Below are 19,180 nucleotides of genomic sequence, written 5' to 3' on the forward strand. Positions count from 1 at the left end.
CTACCGAGAGCCTGCGACAGATTCGCTCATTCGAGCGGCGTCGTCAAGGGCCCTAGAGACAAATCGTTCAGCTCGCTGTCGCAACTCTTCCCGGGCCTGACGAGAGGGCAGTGCCGGGTCGGGATACATAGGCGAACCCACTCTCGCCTCCAGCTGAGGGCGACGCCATCTCACACCCACCATGCGCCCCGACCGCACCAGAGCGACCGGAACAATGGGAGCTCCTGTACGCACCGCCAAGGCAAAAGCCCCGGGACGAAAGGTGCTAACTGACGTCTCATAATGACTAATGTCACCCTCCGGATAGATGACGACGCAGTCTCCGTCAGCCAGCGCCTCAGCATTGCTCGAGAAAAACCCACGCACATCGCTAGGATCAACCTCAATAGTGCCGAAAGCCCGCAAAATAAGCCCTGCTACCGGAATGTCGAAGTTTGACGGCTGAGAATTGAACCTCAAGCCCACTGGCCAGAACACTCGCACCAAGGCCAAACAATCGAAATCATGGACATGGTTGCTGACGATGATCGTCCCTGGGGCGAGATGGTGACGTCCCCTCCTGCGAAAGGCGAAGGTAAACCCAGTAAGAGCAACCGCCGCCGGGCCAATAATCGCCACGTAAGCGGCACGCCGAATCTTCCTCATCCAACCGGCTCCACAACCGCGGCGTCAAACATCGCAGCCAACATCCGCGCAGAACGATCCAGGGCGTACTCCTGACGACAATGAGCTTGAGCTTTCCCGGCAGCTTCGCGCTCCAGCGGGTGCTCCAACCACCAATCGATTTCAGCAGCCATGGCCTGCGGATCACGTGGCGGACACACACCGTGCTCAGCCACCCGACAAAATTGGCTCGTTGCCGACAGAGGACTATCGACGATGAGGCACGGTAACCCGACGGAGGCTGCTTCCAAAGCTGCTAAAGACTCGATCTCCACGTCGGCGGGATGGACGTAAAGATCAGCTGCTCGCAGTTCAGCGATGAGATCCTCAGACCGGTCATGATAGACAAAAACTGCATGAACACCTGCGCGGTGAGCCCGTCGTTGTAGTGACTCATAGTCTGGTCCACGACCAGCAACCACAAGGCGAATCCGGTCGCGATGACGGGCACGAGCCACCGCGTCAATCAGAACGTCAATGCGCTTCTCAGGAGAGAGCCTGCCCACCGTCATAATCGTCGCCGGACCGTCGCTATCTAGAGTCCAGGTCTGGCGTAGCGGGCCTGGCCGAAACTGTGGTGGCACACCGTTTGAAATAACGTGAAGGTGCTGACGGTAACCGTGAATGCGCAATTGTTGGGCGATGAATTCGCTGGGAGCATGAATGTGGGCCACATCGTGATAAAAAGCTCGCCATAGAATTCGATAGACATCGTCCGATAATCGTCGAGCACGAGCCAAATGCAGGTTGTATGTAATATTCTCAGGTTGAATGTGAAAACCTGCGGTCACTGGTACGCCAGCATGGCCAGCCACGTGCTTTGCGCAGACACCCATCGGTGAAGGCATGATGACATGCACGACATCTGCATGAGCCACCGCTGACCCAATTACCGCCCTTACCGGCTGCGCGAGATCAACATTCTGGACGTCAGCCAGAGAAGAAATAACCGGCACATACAAGTTCGGCACCTCAATCACCGGGATACCGTCAGTATGAGGTTTTGCTGTCCCCACAGCGCTGAGAAGCCGAACCTCGTGCCCCTGGGCACGCAACGCATGAGAAAAACGAAGAGTCGACGTAGTCGTGCCGTTTCCTGGTCGGAGAGTGTCAACTACAAGAAGAATTCTCATGCGGCAGCACCGTTACCTATCGACTCAGACATTGTCTGTATTGACGCCATCCCAGCTTTGGCCCCCGTTTCTGATTCGACAGGCGGTGGGGCCCATCCTTATCGGACGGACCCCACAATATAATGATTTATCAGAAGCGCGGGATATTGCGCATATTTGACGTGGCCATTGACACTGCTTCGCCAGCACCACGGTTAAGCACAATCTTGCTCATAGCGGTGGCGAACCCGATCATCTGCTCACCCTTAATCTCAGGTGGAAGGGACAGGGCGTTGGGGTCGGTGATGACCTCGACCAACGCTGGACCGTCAAAGTCCAGCGCATCGCGAAGAGCACGGTGAATGTTGCGTGGATCATCGACCCGCTCGGCATGGTATCCAATCGCCTTGGCCACACCCGCATAGTTGACGTCGTGAACGTCGGTGCCGAAGTCGGGCAACCCGTTGACGAGCATCTCCAGCTTGACCATGCCGAGGGTGGAGTTATTGAAGACGACCACCTTGATCGGCAGATTAAGCATACGAGCGGTCACCAGTTCGCCGAGGAGCATGGAGAGACCGCCGTCTCCCGAGACCGAAATAACTTGACGTCCTGGGTGTGAGGCCTGCGCGCCAATGGCATGCGGCAAGGCGTTAGCCATCGATCCATGCAGGAAAGATCCGATAAGGCGACGAGTACCGAGGGGATCGATGTAACGAGCTGTCCACACATTGCACATACCGGTATCGGCAGTGAAGATGGCATCGCGATCGGCCACCTCGTTGAGAACGTGAGCGACGTATTCGGGGTGGATCGGCTTCATGTGCTCGACATTGCGGGTGTACGAGCCGACCGGGGCCTTCATAATCTTGGCATGACGCTTGACAGTGGCCTTGAGGAACTTGTCATCGTGCTGCTTTAGCAACGGAGTGACAGCGTTGCAAAGAGCCTTGGCGTCAGCGTGAATCGGGAAGGACACGTCAGTACGACGTCCCAGCTTCTCCGGACGGTTCTCGACCTGGACGGTAAGGGTGTCGGGAAGGAACTGGTTATAGGGGAAATCGGTCCCTAACAGGATAAGGACATCTGCATCATTCATGCCCTCAGCAGCGGCACCATAACCCAGCAAGCCGGTCATACCGACATCGAAGGGATTGTCGTACTGAATAAAGTCCTTGCCTCGCAGGGAATGGCCAATAGGAGCCTTGAGCTTGTCGGCGAGGGCGAGGACCTCATCGTGTGCGCCTTCAACACCGGCGCCGGCGAAAATGGCAACCTTCCTCGCGTCGTTGAGCAACGTGACAAGCTGGCGGACGTCCTCTGGATTCGGCTCAATAGACGGCCGACGGCTCGGAACAAAGACCGGCGAGGGAGCAACAGCCTTTTTATCCGAAATATCACCCGGAAGGGTAATGACAGAGACGGTACTGCCAGAAACAGCATGGCGGATGGCAGAATTGACGACACGTGGCGCCTGTTCCGCTGTAGAAACTAATTCACAGTAGTCGGAACACTCCACGAAGAGACGGTCAGGATGGGTCTCCTGGAAATAGCTCATGCCAATCTGGACGCTAGGAATATGGGATGCGATTGCCAATACCGGCACCTGAGAACGGTAAGCATCGAACAGCCCGTTAATGAGGTGAAGGTTGCCCGGTCCGCACGAACCCGCACATACCGCGAGCTCGCCCGTCAAGGTCGCCTCCGCAGCGGCTGCGAACGCCGCAGCCTCTTCGTGGCGAACATGCACCCAGTCGATGCCGCCCTTGGCGGAGCCCCCAGTTTTACGAACCGCATCAACGATTGGGTTAAGGGAGTCACCGACGATGCCGTAGATCCGTCTCACCCCCGCATCAAGGAGTTGTTGGACGAGCTGTTCGGCAACATTCATGAAAGGGACCTCCGCGGAACTGAAGACATGTGTAGAGCGGCCGACCGGCCGCGCACTAGCATACGACGCTTCATCTTAGGCTCACCTCGCTCTTCGCGCGAAGCAGATCACTGTCCCGTGAGGTCAGACAGCTTTACCTCGGTACCGACCAACGAGAATTCGAGGCCCTGTGGCGTCGCTTTCAGGGAGTCGTACTGCAGATTTCCCAAATCGGGAAGAGTAAATCGTTGGGTGATTCCTTCCAGGATGGGTTTGAGCAACATATCGGGAATAGGAATGCCATCAAGGCTGGCCGACGGATTACTCAGTGTCACCCGCCGCGAGGTGGCCTCCACCCCAGGCACAGCGGTGATGCTGACGTCCACCCGAGCCCCCAATACTGACATCTCCCGCACGATTGTCACCCGACCAGTATCGCCGGTGTCGTCGTTATAGCTGATCTTTCCACCCGCCAACCTCGACAGCTCCGGCCAGTCAATACGGCCAGTGGCCGACATCGTTTCAGCTACTGTCTGAGAACTCTGGCGGGCGTGGCGGATACCACTGGCATGGGCTTTAACGTCGCGAAAAGTCACCGTGGTGTCATCTCGAGCCACCGTCGCCTTCGGGACGGTCACGTCAATCCCCTGCAACTCGTCGGTGACCAACACTGCAAGGAAGGGACGGTTGTGAATCGTCACCCCAACCGTCGAAGCGTCAGCCCCGACGGATGTCGCAATAACGTCCGCTACATTTCTTTCAGCTCTCGCCTGAAATGTCTGATCGACAATAACTGCCACGACCGCAAGCAACGCGATAACAACGAGGGCTATCAGCCACGCGACAACGCCATGGGAGCGGCGGCCCCCCTCGACCGTCACCACGGTGCCAGAACCAGCCCGCGTTCTCGGCGGAAGCACCTGCGTCGGCTCACTTGGTGTCGCTGAGAACGTAGGATGCTCATTCAAGTCCCAGCAGCCCTTCAATACCGATAGTCAGACCTGGACGATCAAGGACTCCGCGAACCCCCGTCAACACACCGGACATGAAGGACACCCGATCCATAGAATCATGACGGATGGTGAGCGTTTCGCCTTCAGACCCGAACAGCACCTCCTGGTGAGCCACGAGACCGCGCAGCCGCACACCATGAACATGAACCCCATCAACGACAGCCCCACGAGCCCCGTCGAGCTGGCTCTTCGTCGCGTCAGGAACCTCCCCCAGTCCCGCTTCTTCGCGTACAGCAGCAATTTTTGTCGCGGTGGCGCGCGCAGTTCCCGACGGCGCATCGACCTTATTGGGATGGTGTAATTCAACGATCTCCACCGACTCGTAGAACCGTGCAGCCTGCTCAGCGAAATGCATCATGAGGACAGCGCCGATAGAAAAATTCGGGGCGACTAGACAGCCTGTACTCCGATGATCGGCGAGCTGGTCGCGCAACGTCTGGTACCGCTGATCGTCAAAACCGGTTGTACCAACAACCGTATTGATGTCATGAGAGATCGCCCATGACAGGTTGTCCATGACCGCATCGGGGGTCGTGAAGTCAACGATGACGTCGGCTTCTAACGCGGCAGAGCGGTCATCTCCACTATCAATAGCCGCGACAAGTTCAGTGTCCTCGGCCTCCTCGACAGCCTGACAGACCGCAGCCCCCATGCGTCCCTTAGCTCCGAACACGGCAACCTTAATCATCTGGACCTTCCTTCCTTTTCCTGGCACCTGCCCCAGACTACCTAGCAGGGCTGACGCTGCTGGGCTAGATTCACTCGGCATACGACGAACGGGCTGCCCCGGCACAATGCCAAGGCAGCCCGTAACAGTCTCCCGGATGACGACTCACTCGTCGGTGTCGTCGTCCTCCTCATCGGAAGCCAGCACCAAAGAAAGCTTGCCGCGATCATCGACCTCAGCGATCTCCACTTGGATCTTCTGACCAACCGACAACACATCCTCAACGGCCTCGACACGCTTACCGTCGTTGAGGTCCCGCATCTTGGAGATATGCAGCAGACCGTCCTTGCCGGGCAGCAAGGAGACGAAAGCACCAAAGCTCGTTGTCTTGACGACCGTGCCGAGGTAACGCTCGCCTACCTCAGGCATCTGAGGGTTAGCAATCGCGTTAATCATCGAACGGGCCGACTCAGCAGAATCACCATTATCGGCACCGATGAAGATAGTGCCGTCGTCTTCAATCGAGATATTGGCACCGGTGTCATCCTGGATCTGGTTAATCATCTTGCCCTTCGGGCCGATGACCTCACCGATCTTGTCCACCGGGATGTGGACGGTAATGATGCGCGGGGCGGTTGGGGCCATCTCGTCGGGAGAGTCAATGGCATCGTTCATGACCTCAAGGATCGCAGTACGGGCCTCTTTAGCCTGCTTGAGAGCACCGGCAAGCACATCAGCAGGAATACCGTCGAGCTTGGTGTCCAACTGCAATGCGGTCACGAACTCACTCGTCCCGGCGACCTTGAAGTCCATGTCGCCAAGAGCATCCTCGGCGCCAAGGATGTCGGTGAGGGCCAAATACTTTGTCGTGCCATCCTCGTCCGTCTCACTCATGAGACCCATCGCGATGCCAGCGACCGGGGCGCGCAGCGGCACACCGGCATTGAATAGCGCCAAGGTAGAGGCGCAGACCGACCCCATAGAGGTCGAACCGTTAGAACCGATGGCCTCAGAGACCTCGCGGATGGCGTAGGGAAACTCCTCACGGCTGGGCAGCACCGGAATGAGGGCCCGCTCAGCAAGGTTGCCGTGGCCTATCTCGCGGCGCTTCGGGGAGCCAACACGGCCAGTCTCGCCGGTGGAGTATGGCGGCATGTTGTAGTTGTGCATGTACCGCCGTGAGGTTTCCGGAGAGAGGGTGTCGAGCTTCTGCTCCATGTCAAGCATGTTAAGGGTCGACACCCCTAGGATCTGGGTCTCGCCGCGCTGGAACAACGCTGAGCCGTGGACCCGCGGGATGATGCCAACCTCAGCCGACAGCGAGCGAATATCGCGAGGCCCACGACCGTCAATTCGCACACCCTCGTCAAGAACGCGCTTGCGAACGATCTTCTTCATAACGGCCTTGAAGGCGCCGGAGATTTCAGCCTCGCGTTCCGGGAAAGCGTCAGCGAGCTCGGTCTTAATACGAGTCTTAAGCTCGGACTCGGCCTCCTGGCGCTCCAGCTTTGCTGCGATCTGTTCGATGCGGGAGAGTTCGTCGGCGGCCTTCTCCTCAACGGCAGCGTAGACGTCATCCTCGTAGTCCTTGAAGACCGGGAAGTCGTACGTCTCCTTGGGAAGCTTGGCAGCCAACGCAACCTGAGCGTCACACAGCACCTTGATGAACGGCTTGGCAGCCTCCAGACCAGTAGCGACGACCTCTTCTGTCGGGGCGGTACGCCCGCCGCGCACCAGGCCCCAGGTGGCGGGGGTCGACTCTGCTTCAACCATCATGATGGCGACGTCACCGTCGGCGAGAACGCGGCCAGCGACGACCATGTCGAACGTCGACTCCTTGCGCTGGTCGACAGAGGGGAAGCACACCCACTGGTCTTCGATGAGAGCCATCCGCACACCACCGATCGGGCCAGAGAACGGCAGACCAGCCAGCTGGGTGGACATCGAGGCCGCATTGATGGCGACGACGTCATAATAGACAGCCGGGTTGAGAGCCATCACAGTGACGACAACCTGAACCTCGTTGCGCAGCCCCTTGACAAAGGAGGGGCGCAGCGGACGGTCAATAAGGCGGCACGCAAGGATGGCACCCTCGGACGGGCGTCCCTCACGACGGAAAAACGAGCCAGGGATACGACCGGCTGCATACATACGCTCCTCGACGTCAACCGTCAACGGGAAGAAGTCAATGGAGTCACGGGGAGTCTTAGCTGCCGTGGTAGCCGACAACAGCATGGTGTCACCGTCAAGGTAGACGGCGGCGGATCCATCCGCCTGCTGGGCCAGCAAGCCCGCTTCGAAGCGGACGACGTGCTTGCCAAATTTGCCGTTGTCGATGATGGCCTCGGTGAATTCGAGTCCGGGTCCCTCCACAGGGATGTCCTTTCGCAGGGCCGACCGCCGCCCGCGAGCGCTCCAGAAGGCACCCCTTAATAAACCACACCGGTCTTCGATCGAAGCCGCCGGGATCGCTCCCGGTGGCCACTACCGAGGACCCATGTGCCATGGGGAGGCAGTCGACAGTTACAGTGATTCTTATTGTGCCTTTGAGTCTACGGCATCAACGACCAATACCACGAATTGCTGGTGACAGATGGAGTCGAGGTTGTGGGTAAAACCCGACCAGCAGGCATAGCAAAACGGAGCGCCCACAAGGACGCCCCGTTGCAGATGGTCTGTGACGCTCAGCGGCGCAGGCCCAAGCGAGCAATCAGCTCACGGTAATGCTCAATATCATTCTTCGCGATGTAGTTGAGCAGACGGCGACGCTGACCAACCATGAGCATCAAGCCACGGCGGGAATGATGATCGCCCTTGTGAGCCTTGAGGTGTTCCGTAAGTTCGGCGATACGCTTCGTAAGGATAGCGACCTGAACGTCCGGGGAACCTGTATCGCCAGGATGGGTCGCGTACTCGTCAATGATCTTCTTCTTCTCGGCAGCATCCATCTCAGTAGATCCCTTTCTGTCCGTTGCGCGGCGTCCCCAACGCTCTGATTGCAGGAGACTCTTCCAAGGCCGCGGCCGATCTGACGGCAACTGGGCAAGGCTATCAGCCCTCCCCTATTCGGCGCGAATTCTTATGCCAGACAAATTCTTATGCCAGACAAGGGTCGATCGACGAAAGTGACGTCCACATCAGGGCAAAACTCGCTTGGCTGCCTCGACATCGTCATTCATCTGAGATATGAGTGGCTCGACCCCGTCAAACTTGATTTGGTCGCGTAGCCGCTCAGCGAAGGCCACCGTGACGTCGGTGCCATACAGCTCCAGGTCGTCTCGACCGATGGCGTAGGTTTCGACACGACGCTCGACCCCGTCGAATGTCGGATTGGTACCAACCGATATTGCCGATGGAAGTCGACGGCCAGCGTCCGGGCCGGTGCTGGGCTCCAGCCACCCGGCGTACACCCCATCAGAAGGGACGGCCCGATCCTGGGGTACAACGAGGTTAGCCGTTGGGAATCCGAGTTCGCGTCCGCGCTGGTCGCCCATCACGACAACCCCAGCAACCTCGAAGGGTCGGCCTAGAAGTTGTGTCGCCTCGGTGACATTGCCTGCGGCTACCACGTCGCGCACCCGAGTCGACGAGACAGTCACCCCCGAAATAGCCACGAGATCCATCGCATGCACCTGAAAGCGACCGCGTCCCATCTCGGCCAGAGTATCCGGGGTGCCCACTGCTTGACGTCCGAAGCGGAAGTTTTGACCCACCAGCACATGCTTGGGCTGCAAAGGCCCTAGCACCCGCTCAACAAACGCCGCAGGAGTCCAACTAGCGACCTCGGTGGTGAAATTGACTACGCGCACTTCGCTGGCACCGGCAGCTTTAAGCAACTCGATCCGCCGCTCCAGCGAACACAGCAAAGCCGGGGCATGGCCGGGAGCCAGGACGGTCAGTGGGTGTGGCCAGAATGTGACAGCAACGACACAGCCGTCTGGATCCACCCTCTTGGCCTCCTGGACAAGAGCCTGGTGGCCTCTATGTACACCATCGAAGTTTCCGATAACGACAGTCAACGATTCCTCGGGAACAGACACGTTGGGCAGTCTATGGTGCGAAGCGCGTTGAACCCGAATTGTCGCACGTACTGCTCACCCAGCATGTAGGCGGGTCGACAACGCGGTACCGAATCCCAGGGTCGTCATCATGGCGTCGCCGGGTCATCAGATCCCCACGCAGAACGGGCTGCCTCTTGCGGACGGCCCGCGACAATGGCTACCTCACTTCTGGCCAAGTTTGCCGGTCGTGAGCTTGTCAACCCAAGCTTCGTTGCGCGCTGTCCACTCCGTAACAGCCTTCTCCTGGTTCTTGCCACCGTACTTATCTGCCGAGAACATGGTGTCTTCAAGATCAGAAAGTGTCTTGTCATCAAAAGCCATATTGCGCATCAACTGAGCAGCCTTCGGAAAGTCCCGCTCAAATCCCGGACGGCCGAAGCTGTAAATCACCTCAGCATTACCCATAGCCTTCTTGGGATCTTTAAGATCCCGGACCGGAAACGCGCCGTACGCCCAGTGCGGACGCCACAATGTCACCGCAATATCACGGTTGGCGTCAGTGGCCTTTTTCAGTTGCGACAACATTGCAGGCGTCGACGATATCTTGAAGTTGAGGTTGCTCAAATCGTATTTCGGTATCGCCGACTGCTGGGTCACCTTAGTTAGGCCAGCACCGGCCTCAATACCATAAAGAGTATTTCCATACTCATCACCCATCGTTTTCAGATCGCCGATAGTTTTCGCTTTAGAGTTCTTACTGACAGCGATGGTGAGCTTCGCATTGTCATACCAACAGCCAAGGTTCTCCATTGTATCCCCATAGCGCTTGACATAGTCAGCGTGGGTAATTGGCAGCCAGGTATCGGTGAGAAGGTCAATATCCCCAGCTACGAGCCCGGCGTAGCCGGGTCCAGCATCGAAGCCTTTGATCGTCACCTTATAGCCGTCACGCTCCAAGACGTTTTTCATGATTCCGGCAGTCGCGAAGGATTCGTCCCAGCCGTTAAAAGCACCGATAGTGAGATCCTTCTTACCATCGGCCTTCATAGAAGTCGTGTCCCTCGACCCCTTACCCGGCGTACAATTAGCCCACTTTGTGTTGACATTGTCAGACCCACTGCTGGAGTTATCGGGCTCCCCATTACCGCTGTTAGTGGCCCCACATCCGGATAGAGCCAGGGCTCCGATCGCTAGGGTGGATGCTGCGGCAATGACTTTGCGTCGAACCATACTTACGTTCATCGGTACGTCCTCATATTTGTGTGCTAGTTACTCAATTAGCCCGCTGGGCCCGCGCGAGCGGAGTGCGATTCGCTAGTCCGCTGGTAATGCGATCCAGATATACCGCTACGACGACCACCGCCAGACCGGCCTCCATGCCTAGGCCGATGTCAACCTGGGATAACGCTGCCACGACGTCACCACCGAGGCCTCCAGCACCGACCATGCCCGAGAGCACAACCATCGACAAGGCCAGCATGATGACTTGGTTGACCCCAGCCATCACCGTCGGCATGGCTAACGGCATCTGGATGCGCCACAAGATATGACGGGGACTAGCACCAAATGCAGCGCCAGCCTCAACAGTCTCGGTATCGACTCCGCGGATGCCCAGTTCAGTGAACCGCACTCCCGGCGGAAGGGCGAAAATGATAGTGGCAATGGCACCGGGAACCTGCCCAATACCGAAGAGCACGATGACCGGGACGAGGTATGCCAGTGAAGGCATCGTCTGCATGAAATCAAGGATCGGTTTGATAATGGCCGAAAATCGCTTCGACTTGGCTGCCCAAATACCCAATGGGATCGCCAGAATCAAAGCCAGAATAACGGCAACCACTACCAGAGCGAGGGTTTGCATGGTGTTGTTCCATTGATCCATTGCCCTCACCAGATAAAAGCCAATGAGCGCAAACACCCCGACCCGCCAGTTGGCGCAGGCCCAACCAATAGCGGCGAAGACCACCATCATGACCAGATACAACGGTTTGGATAACACAAGGCTGAGCCCGTGATACATACCGCCAATCACAACGTTAGTGAACGTAATGAGCCAGTCAAAGGCGTTCTGGAACCAGTCAAAGAAGGTCTCGATCCAGCTACCAAGCGGAATTCGAGGATTGGCAAAATTGAAGCCCATCGTGATCAGGCCTCCTTCTGTGAAGTCGATGTTGGCGCAGCTGTTGTCGTCGTCTGGTCAGCCGGGGGAAGTCCGACAGGATCTCCGTCATCCTTAATGACCGGTAACTTCCCAGTCTCTTCCAGGGAAACAACAGATCCGTCAGGATCTTGAGACCTCGACATGGAGTCAAGCAGAGTGACACGGGAGATGATTCCAAGAAGGTGGAAGCCTTCATCGACGACAGCGAGAGGAACGCGCGCATCCTTTGATGGTGCGAAAAGCTCAGATATCGGAGTGTCACGCTGAACGGTCAAAATGCCGCCGGCTTCCACCGCACCAGCGATACTGCGATCCCCCCGGCGGGCAGCCTCGATGACTTCCTGGTCGCCGAGCATGCCCAATAGGCGCCGATATTCATCGACAACAAAGACTCCAGACCAATCATGCTCATCCATGATCCGACGGACTCGCCGTGGATCTGCCGACCGAGACACAACGGCCTCAGTAGGACGCATGACGGCCGATGCCGTGAGCACTCGGCTGCGGTCAACATCCTGAATGAAGTCCGCGACATAATCGTCAGCCGGCTGTGTAAGAATCTCGTCAGAAGTACCAATCTGGGCGATACGGCCATTGCGCATCACGGCGATGTGGTCACCCAGGTACATGGCCTCATTGAGATCATGGGTAATGAAGATGATTGTCTTATTGAGGGTGCCCTGTAGCTCGAGGAGCTGATCTTGCATTTCGCGACGAATTAATGGGTCAAGCGCTGAAAATGCCTCGTCCATGAGCAGGATGTCTGTTTCGGCTGCGAGTGCACGAGCCAGACCAACTCGCTGTTGCATACCACCAGAAAGCTGATGAGGATACTTGTCTCCCCACCCTTTCAAGCCAACAGTATGCAGCCACTCATTAGCCTTCTCAAGGCGTTCCTTCTGATTGAGCTTGCCCTGCAACTTCAGCCCATATGCAGCATTTTCACGCACGGTCAGGTGAGGAAGGAGCGCGAAGTGTTGGAACACCATCGAGACATGGTCTCGACGCAACTCCCGCAACTGCGCGTCATTCATATCGGAAACGACTTTGCCGGCAACCTCGACGGTACCCTCGGATGGGGACCACAGCCCATTAATCATCCTGATGAGGGTGGATTTTCCAGACCCGGACAGACCCATGACAACGAAGGTCTCTCCTCGAGCGACCTCAAAACTCACGTCGATGACGGCTGCCGTGCCGAGAGAGGCGAGATCTTCTCGAGCCTCCCCTGCTTTGAGTCTTTCGATCACTTGTCGCTCGTGTTTACCGAAAACTTTATACAAATGGGATGCTCGAACTAAATCCACGTCGTGCGGCACCTTTCATATGGACAATTGAGTAAATGACTCGGGCGGCACAAAGACACCACGGCCTCACGTCACAGTGACATCGGACACCGAAACAATGGGCCGACATCAACAAAAGATAACTATTCAATGGTATCACTCTATATTAGCTCTCGCAAATTAAGCTACTTATAATTCTGATATTTTAATGCCCATGAAGCACTAGCATTAATACAAGAAATACATACTTATGAAGGAGCAGTATCGACCGTCGCGGCAGATGCCACCACAGTCGAAAACATGCAGCCTCAGCGCATCATGGCGCGCTCTGCCCCCAGTGCTCCGAGCAGCATCGTCACACCAAAACGCGTATTGCTCGGCTCTGACCGTCTTTGTCGTCATCTGGACGATAAAGCGCCAACAATTCACCAGATTCCGCAATCATTGCAGTCACGTCGGCTGGCACAATGAGATTGAGACGTCGACCCACTCGAATCGCCGCCTCTTGGTCTGCTGTCACGTGAAGAACCGGAAAACTAAGCGCAGCGGCCTCAGCCATCGTCATGGGGACCGGAGGGACAGCTCCATCAGCGAAAACATCTGCACAGGCAGCTGCGAGATCAAAAGGGCCAACGCGAGTACGACGCAGAGCCGTCAGATGGCCTCCAACCCCCAGATCCGCCCCGACATCACGGGCCAGCGCGCGCACGTATGTTCCCGATGAGCACGTGACTTCAACGTCGACGTCAACAACCTGACCCTGACGTCGAACAGCAATAGCCTCGAACCGGGAAACGGTGACAGTGCGCGGCTGCAGGACTACGTCCTCACCAGCACGCACTTTGGCATAGGCCCGCTGGCCATTGACCTTAATAGCGCTAACTGCGGCCGGAACCTGCTGGATCGTCCCAGTCTGACGCGACATTGCAGCGCGAATGGCAGCGTCGTCGATTGCGGAAGCGTCAGTGGTCACTGTGACGTCCCCCTCGACGTCGTCAGTGACAGTACTCACGCCCAACCTCATAGTGGCGGTGTAGTCCTTGTCATGGAGCGCCAGATGGCCCAACAGTCGGGTTGCGCGGTTAATTCCAAGGACGAGCACGCCGCTTGCCATCGGATCGAGAGTTCCGGCGTGGCCAACCTTGCGAGTACCCATGAGGCGTCGCACCCGCCCAACGACCTGGTGGGAGGTCGGTCCAGAAGGTTTATCAACGACGAGGATGCCAGACCGGAATGTATTCATCAGAGCCAGTATTGCGACCCAGGGCGGCCTTAACAAGCTTGACCTACCGCGCGATAACCATATACAGAACCATTTTCGAGGCCTCAACAGCCGTGCCTGCATGCGGGAAGACGCGTTACGAAATACACCATGCAACCATGGATTCCGAATCACGATGTGGGCCTTGGCAGTAATTCTAAGCCGATCCTCGACGATGGCGGGCATAGCAGCAGCGTGCTCCGAAAATTCTTTGCCGACAGTAAAAGGCGAACAGGATAACGCTCGCTTTGGCTCGCATAGCCATCTTGGAAACAGTCGACCTCTCAGAGTGAAGGGTCTTGATGACGGTGTTCTTGATGAACCCGCGGGAGTTCATTTCACGCTCACGCATCGTAACAAGATCCTTTACCTTTATGATCAGCGCCGTCGTCGAACCAGCAAAGCACGAGCAAGCTATCAGCCACAGTGAGGAACGGTGCTCATCCGGTCATCTCACTGACATCGATAATGCATTTCGATTCGACCCACCAGCTTCATATAAGACGCCGATCAGAGAAGGATTACTCCAGCACCAACATCGATATATCTTGCACCACACAATAAACCGGTTGAGCTGGACTAGTCAGTCGCGTTCGGCCATCTGAAGGAGCTCACTAGAACAAGGCAGATGACGGGCTGAATACTCAATAGAAAAACAGTCCGATCCGGGCCTCGTAATACACATAATCTTGGGATTGATAACTATTGATAATCGCAAGCCTTCTACGGTGAGCTGACTTGACCCAGCCAACTCTAGAAAGGTCAAACCCGACGGGCATGCTGTCAAGTCGCGTCAGAAGAGTAAAGGCCAGAAGCAGCCCCGTTGATCGTCCTCTGCCTGACAAGGCCGTGACCGCGTGGGAGCGACTCATCACACCACTGCCTTTCCGAAACTCAGAAAAAAGCCATAGCAATACCGCAAGACCGAGGTGTAGATGCGGTGTTAACTTCGTGCCAATAACGAGGTCACACACAAGGAGGTGATTAGTCATGGACCGAGAAATGTGGATCCTCAGGCAACTGGAGACATCGCTGACAGTCTCCGCCGAAGCGCTGGCGGAACGCCTGCAAGTCAACCCACGCACCGTCACCAACGCCATAAACGCGCTCAACAGGATGCTGGCACCTGCAGCGTCCGCACGCCTTCTCGACGGCCGTTACCGTCTTTACATTCTCGACCCTCACGCATACAGCCAAGCCCGTAGTCGTCTGGTCCGCGCCACAAATTCCTTCAACGACCAACGTCATCGCCGCGCACGGGAGTTCGGAGTCTTGCTATCTGCCAAGCACCCGGTGACCTCAGACGATCTGGCCGACATTGTCTGCACCTCCCGGGCAACTGTCCTGGCCGATGTCACCCAATTGCGTGAGGCCCTGAAACCCCTCGGAGTACGTATTGAGGGGCGTTCCAACTGGGGTTTCAGCCTCGCCGCCGAGGAACTCGACCTGCGTCTCGCCGAGCTAACTCTCTACCCCGCTGAACTCGTCGACGAGTACCCTATCGACGACGATATCGTCGCCATCGTTGCCCGGATCACCGAACAAGCTCACTTGTCCAGGCCATCACGCCATTATGTGCGCCGCTGGCTCACCGTTCTACTCGATCGAACTCTCACCGGCCACCTAATAGACGAAATGCCCGAGGAGTATCAACGTCTTCGTAACACACCCGCTCACCGGATCGCCTCCGAGCTTCTCGCCGAAGCTGAAGTTCTTGTTTCAACCAGCTTCCCAATCGAGGAGGAGCTCTTCCTCGCCATGTCGGTCGCCGGAATGCGCACCCCCGACAGTGCACAGGGTCGTCAACTCTTCCCTGCCGACGAGGAGGCCCCCGGCCTCGTCGACGCCATCTTTGAACGCATCGCCGAGGTCATGCAAATCCATCTCGACGCGGACGAGCTTGCAGACGAGTTCACCCACCATCTCACTTTCATGCTCAACCGGATGCGTTTTCACGTCACAATTGACGAGGAGTCAGTGCGCAACATTCGCTATCAGTACCCAGTAGCCCACCGGATGGCTGAGATCAGCCGCGACGTCATCGAGGAGCGTACCGGCATGCGAATCAGTGACTCCGAGACTGGGCTATTGGCCGGCTACCACCAGGTATTCCTCGACTCCCACCGTGCCTACCCCCATCTCAGGTTGGCAATCGTCACAGCGACCGGGCGGGTCTCAGCTCACCTCATGCGGATTCAGCTTGGCAAAGTGCTCCCCCACGACACCAAATACCTCATGCTAACCAGCGACGAAGCAGACGAATCAACGCTAGCCAAAACAGATCTCGTCGTCGCCACTCCCGATGTCGACATTGCAGCCCTTGCCGTCGGTGACGTTCCAGTCATTCAGCTCAGCCAGGTCTTCGATCCCGCCGAATTTATCAGTCGAATGTCGCGACTAAACCTGCGTGGTCACATCGACCTTCAACTTACCGGAGCCAACTCGTCATTACTCATGTCGATGCTCTCCCCCGATCGTTTCATGGCTTTGCCGACGGGAACCGATTACTGGTCAGCTACCGAGGCCCTCGTGGCCCACTTAGTCAACCAAGGTCTGGCCGACGAATCCTTCTTAGCCACGCTGCGAGCTCGCGAGAACGAAGCAACTATGTTACTAGGTGGCCTCGTCGGATTCCCCCACGCTACGATCCCAGGCGTCGAACGCATCGTGCTGGCAATGGCGACCATTCCGCACCGCCCAGAACAGCCCGGCGCCCGCGTCGTCTTCCTTATGGGTGTTCCCGAAAAAGCCGACTACGACGACACCATTCTCGTCACCGTCTACGACGAGATCATTCGCCTGACCAACGCCCCAGACCTGCTCAACCGGCTAAGCCAGCTCACCAGCTACGAGGATGTCTTCTGGCTCATGGCCTCCCGTCCCTGCGATCCCGCCTGACCCAAAGGAGAGACGATGTTCTGGCCTGTTCTTGCCACCGTCGCAATCATCTATGTGTGCAACGCCACTCTGGCCATACGCCAGATGAGGAATTTCTCCACGACGTACATCTTGCTGCGCAAACACGGGAAAGTCGCCATCGGCAAACAGAAGAACGCACTGAGCCGGGGAGCCATCGTGATGTTCCTACTCGACGATAGCGACCGTGTCGTCGCGGGCCGTCGTATGAATGGCATCACTGTTCTGGCCCGGTTTAGGGACTTCCCGGCTTTTGACGGGTTACCCGTCAAGGAGATTGACCCTGAAGCTGTGCGAACCGATCGAGGGACGCAACGCGCCATCGCCAACGCCCGCGACAACTTCCTGACAGTCCAAGCTGGCGACGTCCCGGTCGAGCCTCCGACACCACTAATGAAAGTCGTCAATCGAGTTGACGCCAAGGTCGGACACAGCCGTAAACGACCCGCAGCTACCACCCAACACATCGTTATCTGCAGGCGGCGACCCACCGCCGCCGACTGAACGACTTCGCCATACACACTTCTTTCCCCGTGCGTCCGCGCCCGGGGCCCGTCCCAAACGCCACCACACACGAAGGAGTTGACCATGCACTACCTGGTTGAGGCTGCCGAATGGTTCGTCGGCCTGTTCCAAGAAGGTGCGAAAACATTCGTGAGCTGGATGGGAAGCATCGTCCCCTTAGTACTCATGCTTCTCATCGCCATGAACTCAATCATTCGCCTCATCGGTGAGGATCGGATCAATAGCCTCGCCCAGAAAGCCGGAAATAATCCCGTCAGCCGTTATCTTCTGCTCCCCTTTATCGGCTCATTCATGTTGTGCAACCCGATGGTGCATTCCCTGGGACGATTCCTTCCGGAGCGCTACAAGCCGAGTTACTTCGCTTCGGCTGCCCAGTTCTGCCACACTAGCAACGGGATCTTCCCGCACATCAATCCCGCCGAACTATTCATCTGGCTTGGTATCGCCCAAGGCATCACGAAGGCTGGACTACCGACCGGGCCGCTGGCAATTCGCTACCTGCTCGTTGGCCTCATCCTAAACTTCGTCGGTGGCTGTGTAACCGACCTGACCACAAGGTACGTGAGCAGGCAGCAGAAGGTCATACTCCCCGACACCATGGACGGGAAGGTCGTCCGCGTCGACACCCTTGCGGAGGCATGAAATGAACGAGTACCACTCCGTCACAGTTTCCCATGGTTCCGGCGGCTACGGCGGCCCCCTCACCATCACCCCGACTGAGGATAAACACAAGCTCGTCTACATCGTTGGCGGAGGCGTCAGGCCCCCGGTCGTCGATCGCATCGCCGAGCTGTCTGGTGCCGAACCGGTCAACGGATTTAACACCTCCGTACCCGATGAGGAGACTATGGCCGTCATCATCGACTGCGGTGGGACCCTAAGGTGCGGCATCTACCCCCGCAAGGGAATCCCGACTATCAACGTCATGCCAACTGGCAAGAGCGGTCCCTTGGCCCAATACATCAACGAGTCGATCTACGTCTCCGCTGTTGATACTGACCAGGTCCGGTTGGCCGAAGAACTTGCATCCTCCGACACTGTCGCCTCGACCGTCGCAACCGCCGCTCCACGGTCGAAGGCTGGAACGGCAGGCACCATTCAGGGAGAATGGAGCACTGACAAGAAGATTTCCGAGGCCGTCGCCGAGAAGAAAAACAAAACTGTTATGGACAAGATCGGTCTGGGCGCCGGCAAAGTCATCTCGGTGTTTTACCAAGCCGCTCGAGACGCAGTTCAGGCCATGCTGACTACCGTCATCCCCTTCATGGGGTTCGTAGCCATGCTTATCGGAATCATCAACGCCTCCGGATTCGGTACCTGGTTCACCAAACTCCTCGTCCCACTAGCCGGCAACGGCATCGGGCTCATTGTCCTCGGTCTCATCTGCTCGCTGCCATTCCTGTCGCCCCTGCTCGGGCCAGGAGCCGTCATCGGTCAGATCATCGGAACCCTCATCGGTGTGGAAATCGGTAAACACAACATCCACCCGAGTCTGGCTCTTCCAGCGCTGTTCGCCATTAATACCCAGAACGCCTGCGACTTCATCCCGGTCGGCCTAGGACTAGCTGAAGCTGCCCCTGAGACGGTTGAGGTTGGCGTCCCCAGCGTCCTGTACTCGCGATTCCTTAACGGTGTCCCGCGAGTCGCCATCGCCTGGCTGTGCAGCATCGGTCTGTACACATCCTGACAACCAAACCTGACCCGG

General features: G+C 57.3%; 16 protein-coding genes. 4 read left to right on the forward strand and 12 right to left on the reverse strand.

The genetic code is table 11. The annotated features are described in order from the left end of the window. From FYJ43_RS10430 to truB, 12 genes are all read right to left on the reverse strand, one after another. A complete protein-coding gene (locus FYJ43_RS10430; protein ID WP_154564625.1) occupies positions 1 to 645 on the reverse strand; it encodes a lysophospholipid acyltransferase family protein in 645 nt (214 codons plus the stop codon). Continuing rightward, entirely contained in the window at positions 642 to 1,796 is a 1,155-nt protein-coding gene (locus FYJ43_RS10435) for a glycosyltransferase (protein WP_154564627.1), read from the reverse strand. The genes FYJ43_RS10430 and FYJ43_RS10435 overlap by 4 nt, the downstream gene beginning before the upstream one ends. Before the next feature lie 130 nt (positions 1,797 to 1,926). Continuing rightward, positions 1,927 to 3,666, reverse strand: a complete 1,740-nt coding sequence (locus FYJ43_RS10440; protein ID WP_154564629.1) for a pyruvate dehydrogenase — start codon at positions 3,664 to 3,666, stop codon at positions 1,927 to 1,929. 107 nt (positions 3,667 to 3,773) lie between these two features. Further along, positions 3,774 to 4,613 carry an LmeA family phospholipid-binding protein gene (locus FYJ43_RS10445; RefSeq protein ID WP_154564631.1) on the reverse strand — a complete coding sequence of 280 codons (840 nt, stop codon included), beginning with the start codon at positions 4,611 to 4,613 and terminating at the stop codon, positions 3,774 to 3,776. Next, positions 4,606 to 5,346 carry a 4-hydroxy-tetrahydrodipicolinate reductase gene (gene dapB / locus FYJ43_RS10450; protein ID WP_154564633.1) on the reverse strand — a complete coding sequence of 247 codons (741 nt, stop codon included), beginning with the start codon at positions 5,344 to 5,346 and terminating at the stop codon, positions 4,606 to 4,608. The genes FYJ43_RS10445 and dapB overlap by 8 nt, the downstream gene beginning before the upstream one ends. Before the next feature lie 144 nt (positions 5,347 to 5,490). Beyond that, positions 5,491 to 7,698: a polyribonucleotide nucleotidyltransferase gene (locus FYJ43_RS10455; protein ID WP_326833581.1), complete on the reverse strand. Its 2,208-nt coding sequence runs from the start codon at positions 7,696 to 7,698 to the stop codon at positions 5,491 to 5,493. 311 nt (positions 7,699 to 8,009) lie between these two features. Beyond that, complete coding sequence (gene rpsO, locus FYJ43_RS10460; RefSeq protein WP_154564637.1) at positions 8,010 to 8,273, reverse strand: 30S ribosomal protein S15; 264 nt, start codon at positions 8,271 to 8,273, stop codon at positions 8,010 to 8,012. Positions 8,274 to 8,462: 189 nt separating this feature from the next. Next, positions 8,463 to 9,404: a bifunctional riboflavin kinase/FAD synthetase gene (locus FYJ43_RS10465; RefSeq protein ID WP_326833609.1), complete on the reverse strand. Its 942-nt coding sequence runs from the start codon at positions 9,402 to 9,404 to the stop codon at positions 8,463 to 8,465. A 144-nt stretch (positions 9,405 to 9,548) separates the two neighbouring features. Further along, on the reverse strand, positions 9,549 to 10,556 hold the full coding sequence (locus FYJ43_RS10470; protein ID WP_154564878.1) for a glycine betaine ABC transporter substrate-binding protein: 1,008 nt from the start codon (positions 10,554 to 10,556) through the stop codon (positions 9,549 to 9,551). A 43-nt stretch (positions 10,557 to 10,599) separates the two neighbouring features. Further along, positions 10,600 to 11,466 (reverse strand): ABC transporter permease, encoded by an 867-nt coding sequence (locus FYJ43_RS10475; protein ID WP_154564640.1) that lies wholly within the window; start codon positions 11,464 to 11,466, stop codon positions 10,600 to 10,602. A gap of 5 nt (positions 11,467 to 11,471) precedes the next feature. Then, positions 11,472 to 12,806 carry a quaternary amine ABC transporter ATP-binding protein gene (locus tag FYJ43_RS10480; protein WP_326833582.1) on the reverse strand — a complete coding sequence of 445 codons (1,335 nt, stop codon included), beginning with the start codon at positions 12,804 to 12,806 and terminating at the stop codon, positions 11,472 to 11,474. Between the two features lie 322 nt (positions 12,807 to 13,128). Beyond that, positions 13,129 to 14,016 (reverse strand): tRNA pseudouridine(55) synthase TruB, encoded by an 888-nt coding sequence (gene truB / locus FYJ43_RS10485; protein WP_154564642.1) that lies wholly within the window; start codon positions 14,014 to 14,016, stop codon positions 13,129 to 13,131. A gap of 1,008 nt (positions 14,017 to 15,024) precedes the next feature. Here truB and FYJ43_RS10490 point away from each other — a divergent pair. From FYJ43_RS10490 to srlE, 4 genes are all read left to right on the forward strand, one after another. Further along, positions 15,025 to 16,932: a BglG family transcription antiterminator gene (locus tag FYJ43_RS10490; protein ID WP_154564644.1), complete on the forward strand. Its 1,908-nt coding sequence runs from the start codon at positions 15,025 to 15,027 to the stop codon at positions 16,930 to 16,932. A 15-nt stretch (positions 16,933 to 16,947) separates the two neighbouring features. Continuing rightward, positions 16,948 to 17,454 carry a transcriptional regulator GutM gene (locus FYJ43_RS10495; protein WP_154564646.1) on the forward strand — a complete coding sequence of 169 codons (507 nt, stop codon included), beginning with the start codon at positions 16,948 to 16,950 and terminating at the stop codon, positions 17,452 to 17,454. Between the two features lie 84 nt (positions 17,455 to 17,538). Next, positions 17,539 to 18,117, forward strand: a complete 579-nt coding sequence (srlA, locus tag FYJ43_RS10500) for a PTS glucitol/sorbitol transporter subunit IIC (RefSeq protein ID WP_154564648.1) — start codon at positions 17,539 to 17,541, stop codon at positions 18,115 to 18,117. Between the two features lies 1 nt (position 18,118). Further along, positions 18,119 to 19,162 carry a PTS glucitol/sorbitol transporter subunit IIB gene (gene srlE / locus FYJ43_RS10505; RefSeq protein ID WP_154564650.1) on the forward strand — a complete coding sequence of 348 codons (1,044 nt, stop codon included), beginning with the start codon at positions 18,119 to 18,121 and terminating at the stop codon, positions 19,160 to 19,162. Positions 19,163 to 19,180 lie beyond the last annotated feature (18 nt).

Source organism: Cutibacterium porci (assembly GCF_009696315.1).
In the GTDB taxonomy this organism is placed as follows: Bacteria; Actinomycetota; Actinomycetes; order Propionibacteriales; family Propionibacteriaceae; genus Cutibacterium; species Cutibacterium porci.

Excerpts from the sequence above, each read along its gene's own strand:
- FYJ43_RS10470 (WP_154564878.1), bottom strand. The coding sequence starts at position 10,556 with ATGGTTCGACGCAAAGTCATTGCCGCAGCATCCACCCTAGCGATCGGA.
- srlA (WP_154564648.1), top strand. The coding sequence starts at position 17,539 with ATGCACTACCTGGTTGAGGCTGCCGAATGGTTCGTCGGCCTGTTCCAA.
- rpsO (WP_154564637.1), bottom strand. The coding sequence starts at position 8,273 with ATGGATGCTGCCGAGAAGAAGAAGATCATTGACGAGTACGCGACCCAT.
- srlE (WP_154564650.1), top strand. The coding sequence starts at position 18,119 with ATGAACGAGTACCACTCCGTCACAGTTTCCCATGGTTCCGGCGGCTAC.
- FYJ43_RS10440 (WP_154564629.1), bottom strand. The coding sequence starts at position 3,666 with ATGAATGTTGCCGAACAGCTCGTCCAACAACTCCTTGATGCGGGGGTG.
- FYJ43_RS10490 (WP_154564644.1), top strand. The coding sequence starts at position 15,025 with ATGGACCGAGAAATGTGGATCCTCAGGCAACTGGAGACATCGCTGACA.
- FYJ43_RS10475 (WP_154564640.1), bottom strand. The coding sequence starts at position 11,466 with ATGGGCTTCAATTTTGCCAATCCTCGAATTCCGCTTGGTAGCTGGATC.
- dapB (WP_154564633.1), bottom strand. The coding sequence starts at position 5,346 with ATGATTAAGGTTGCCGTGTTCGGAGCTAAGGGACGCATGGGGGCTGCG.
- truB (WP_154564642.1), bottom strand. The coding sequence starts at position 14,016 with ATGAATACATTCCGGTCTGGCATCCTCGTCGTTGATAAACCTTCTGGA.
- FYJ43_RS10430 (WP_154564625.1), bottom strand. The coding sequence starts at position 645 with ATGAGGAAGATTCGGCGTGCCGCTTACGTGGCGATTATTGGCCCGGCG.
- FYJ43_RS10435 (WP_154564627.1), bottom strand. The coding sequence starts at position 1,796 with ATGAGAATTCTTCTTGTAGTTGACACTCTCCGACCAGGAAACGGCACG.
- FYJ43_RS10495 (WP_154564646.1), top strand. The coding sequence starts at position 16,948 with ATGTTCTGGCCTGTTCTTGCCACCGTCGCAATCATCTATGTGTGCAAC.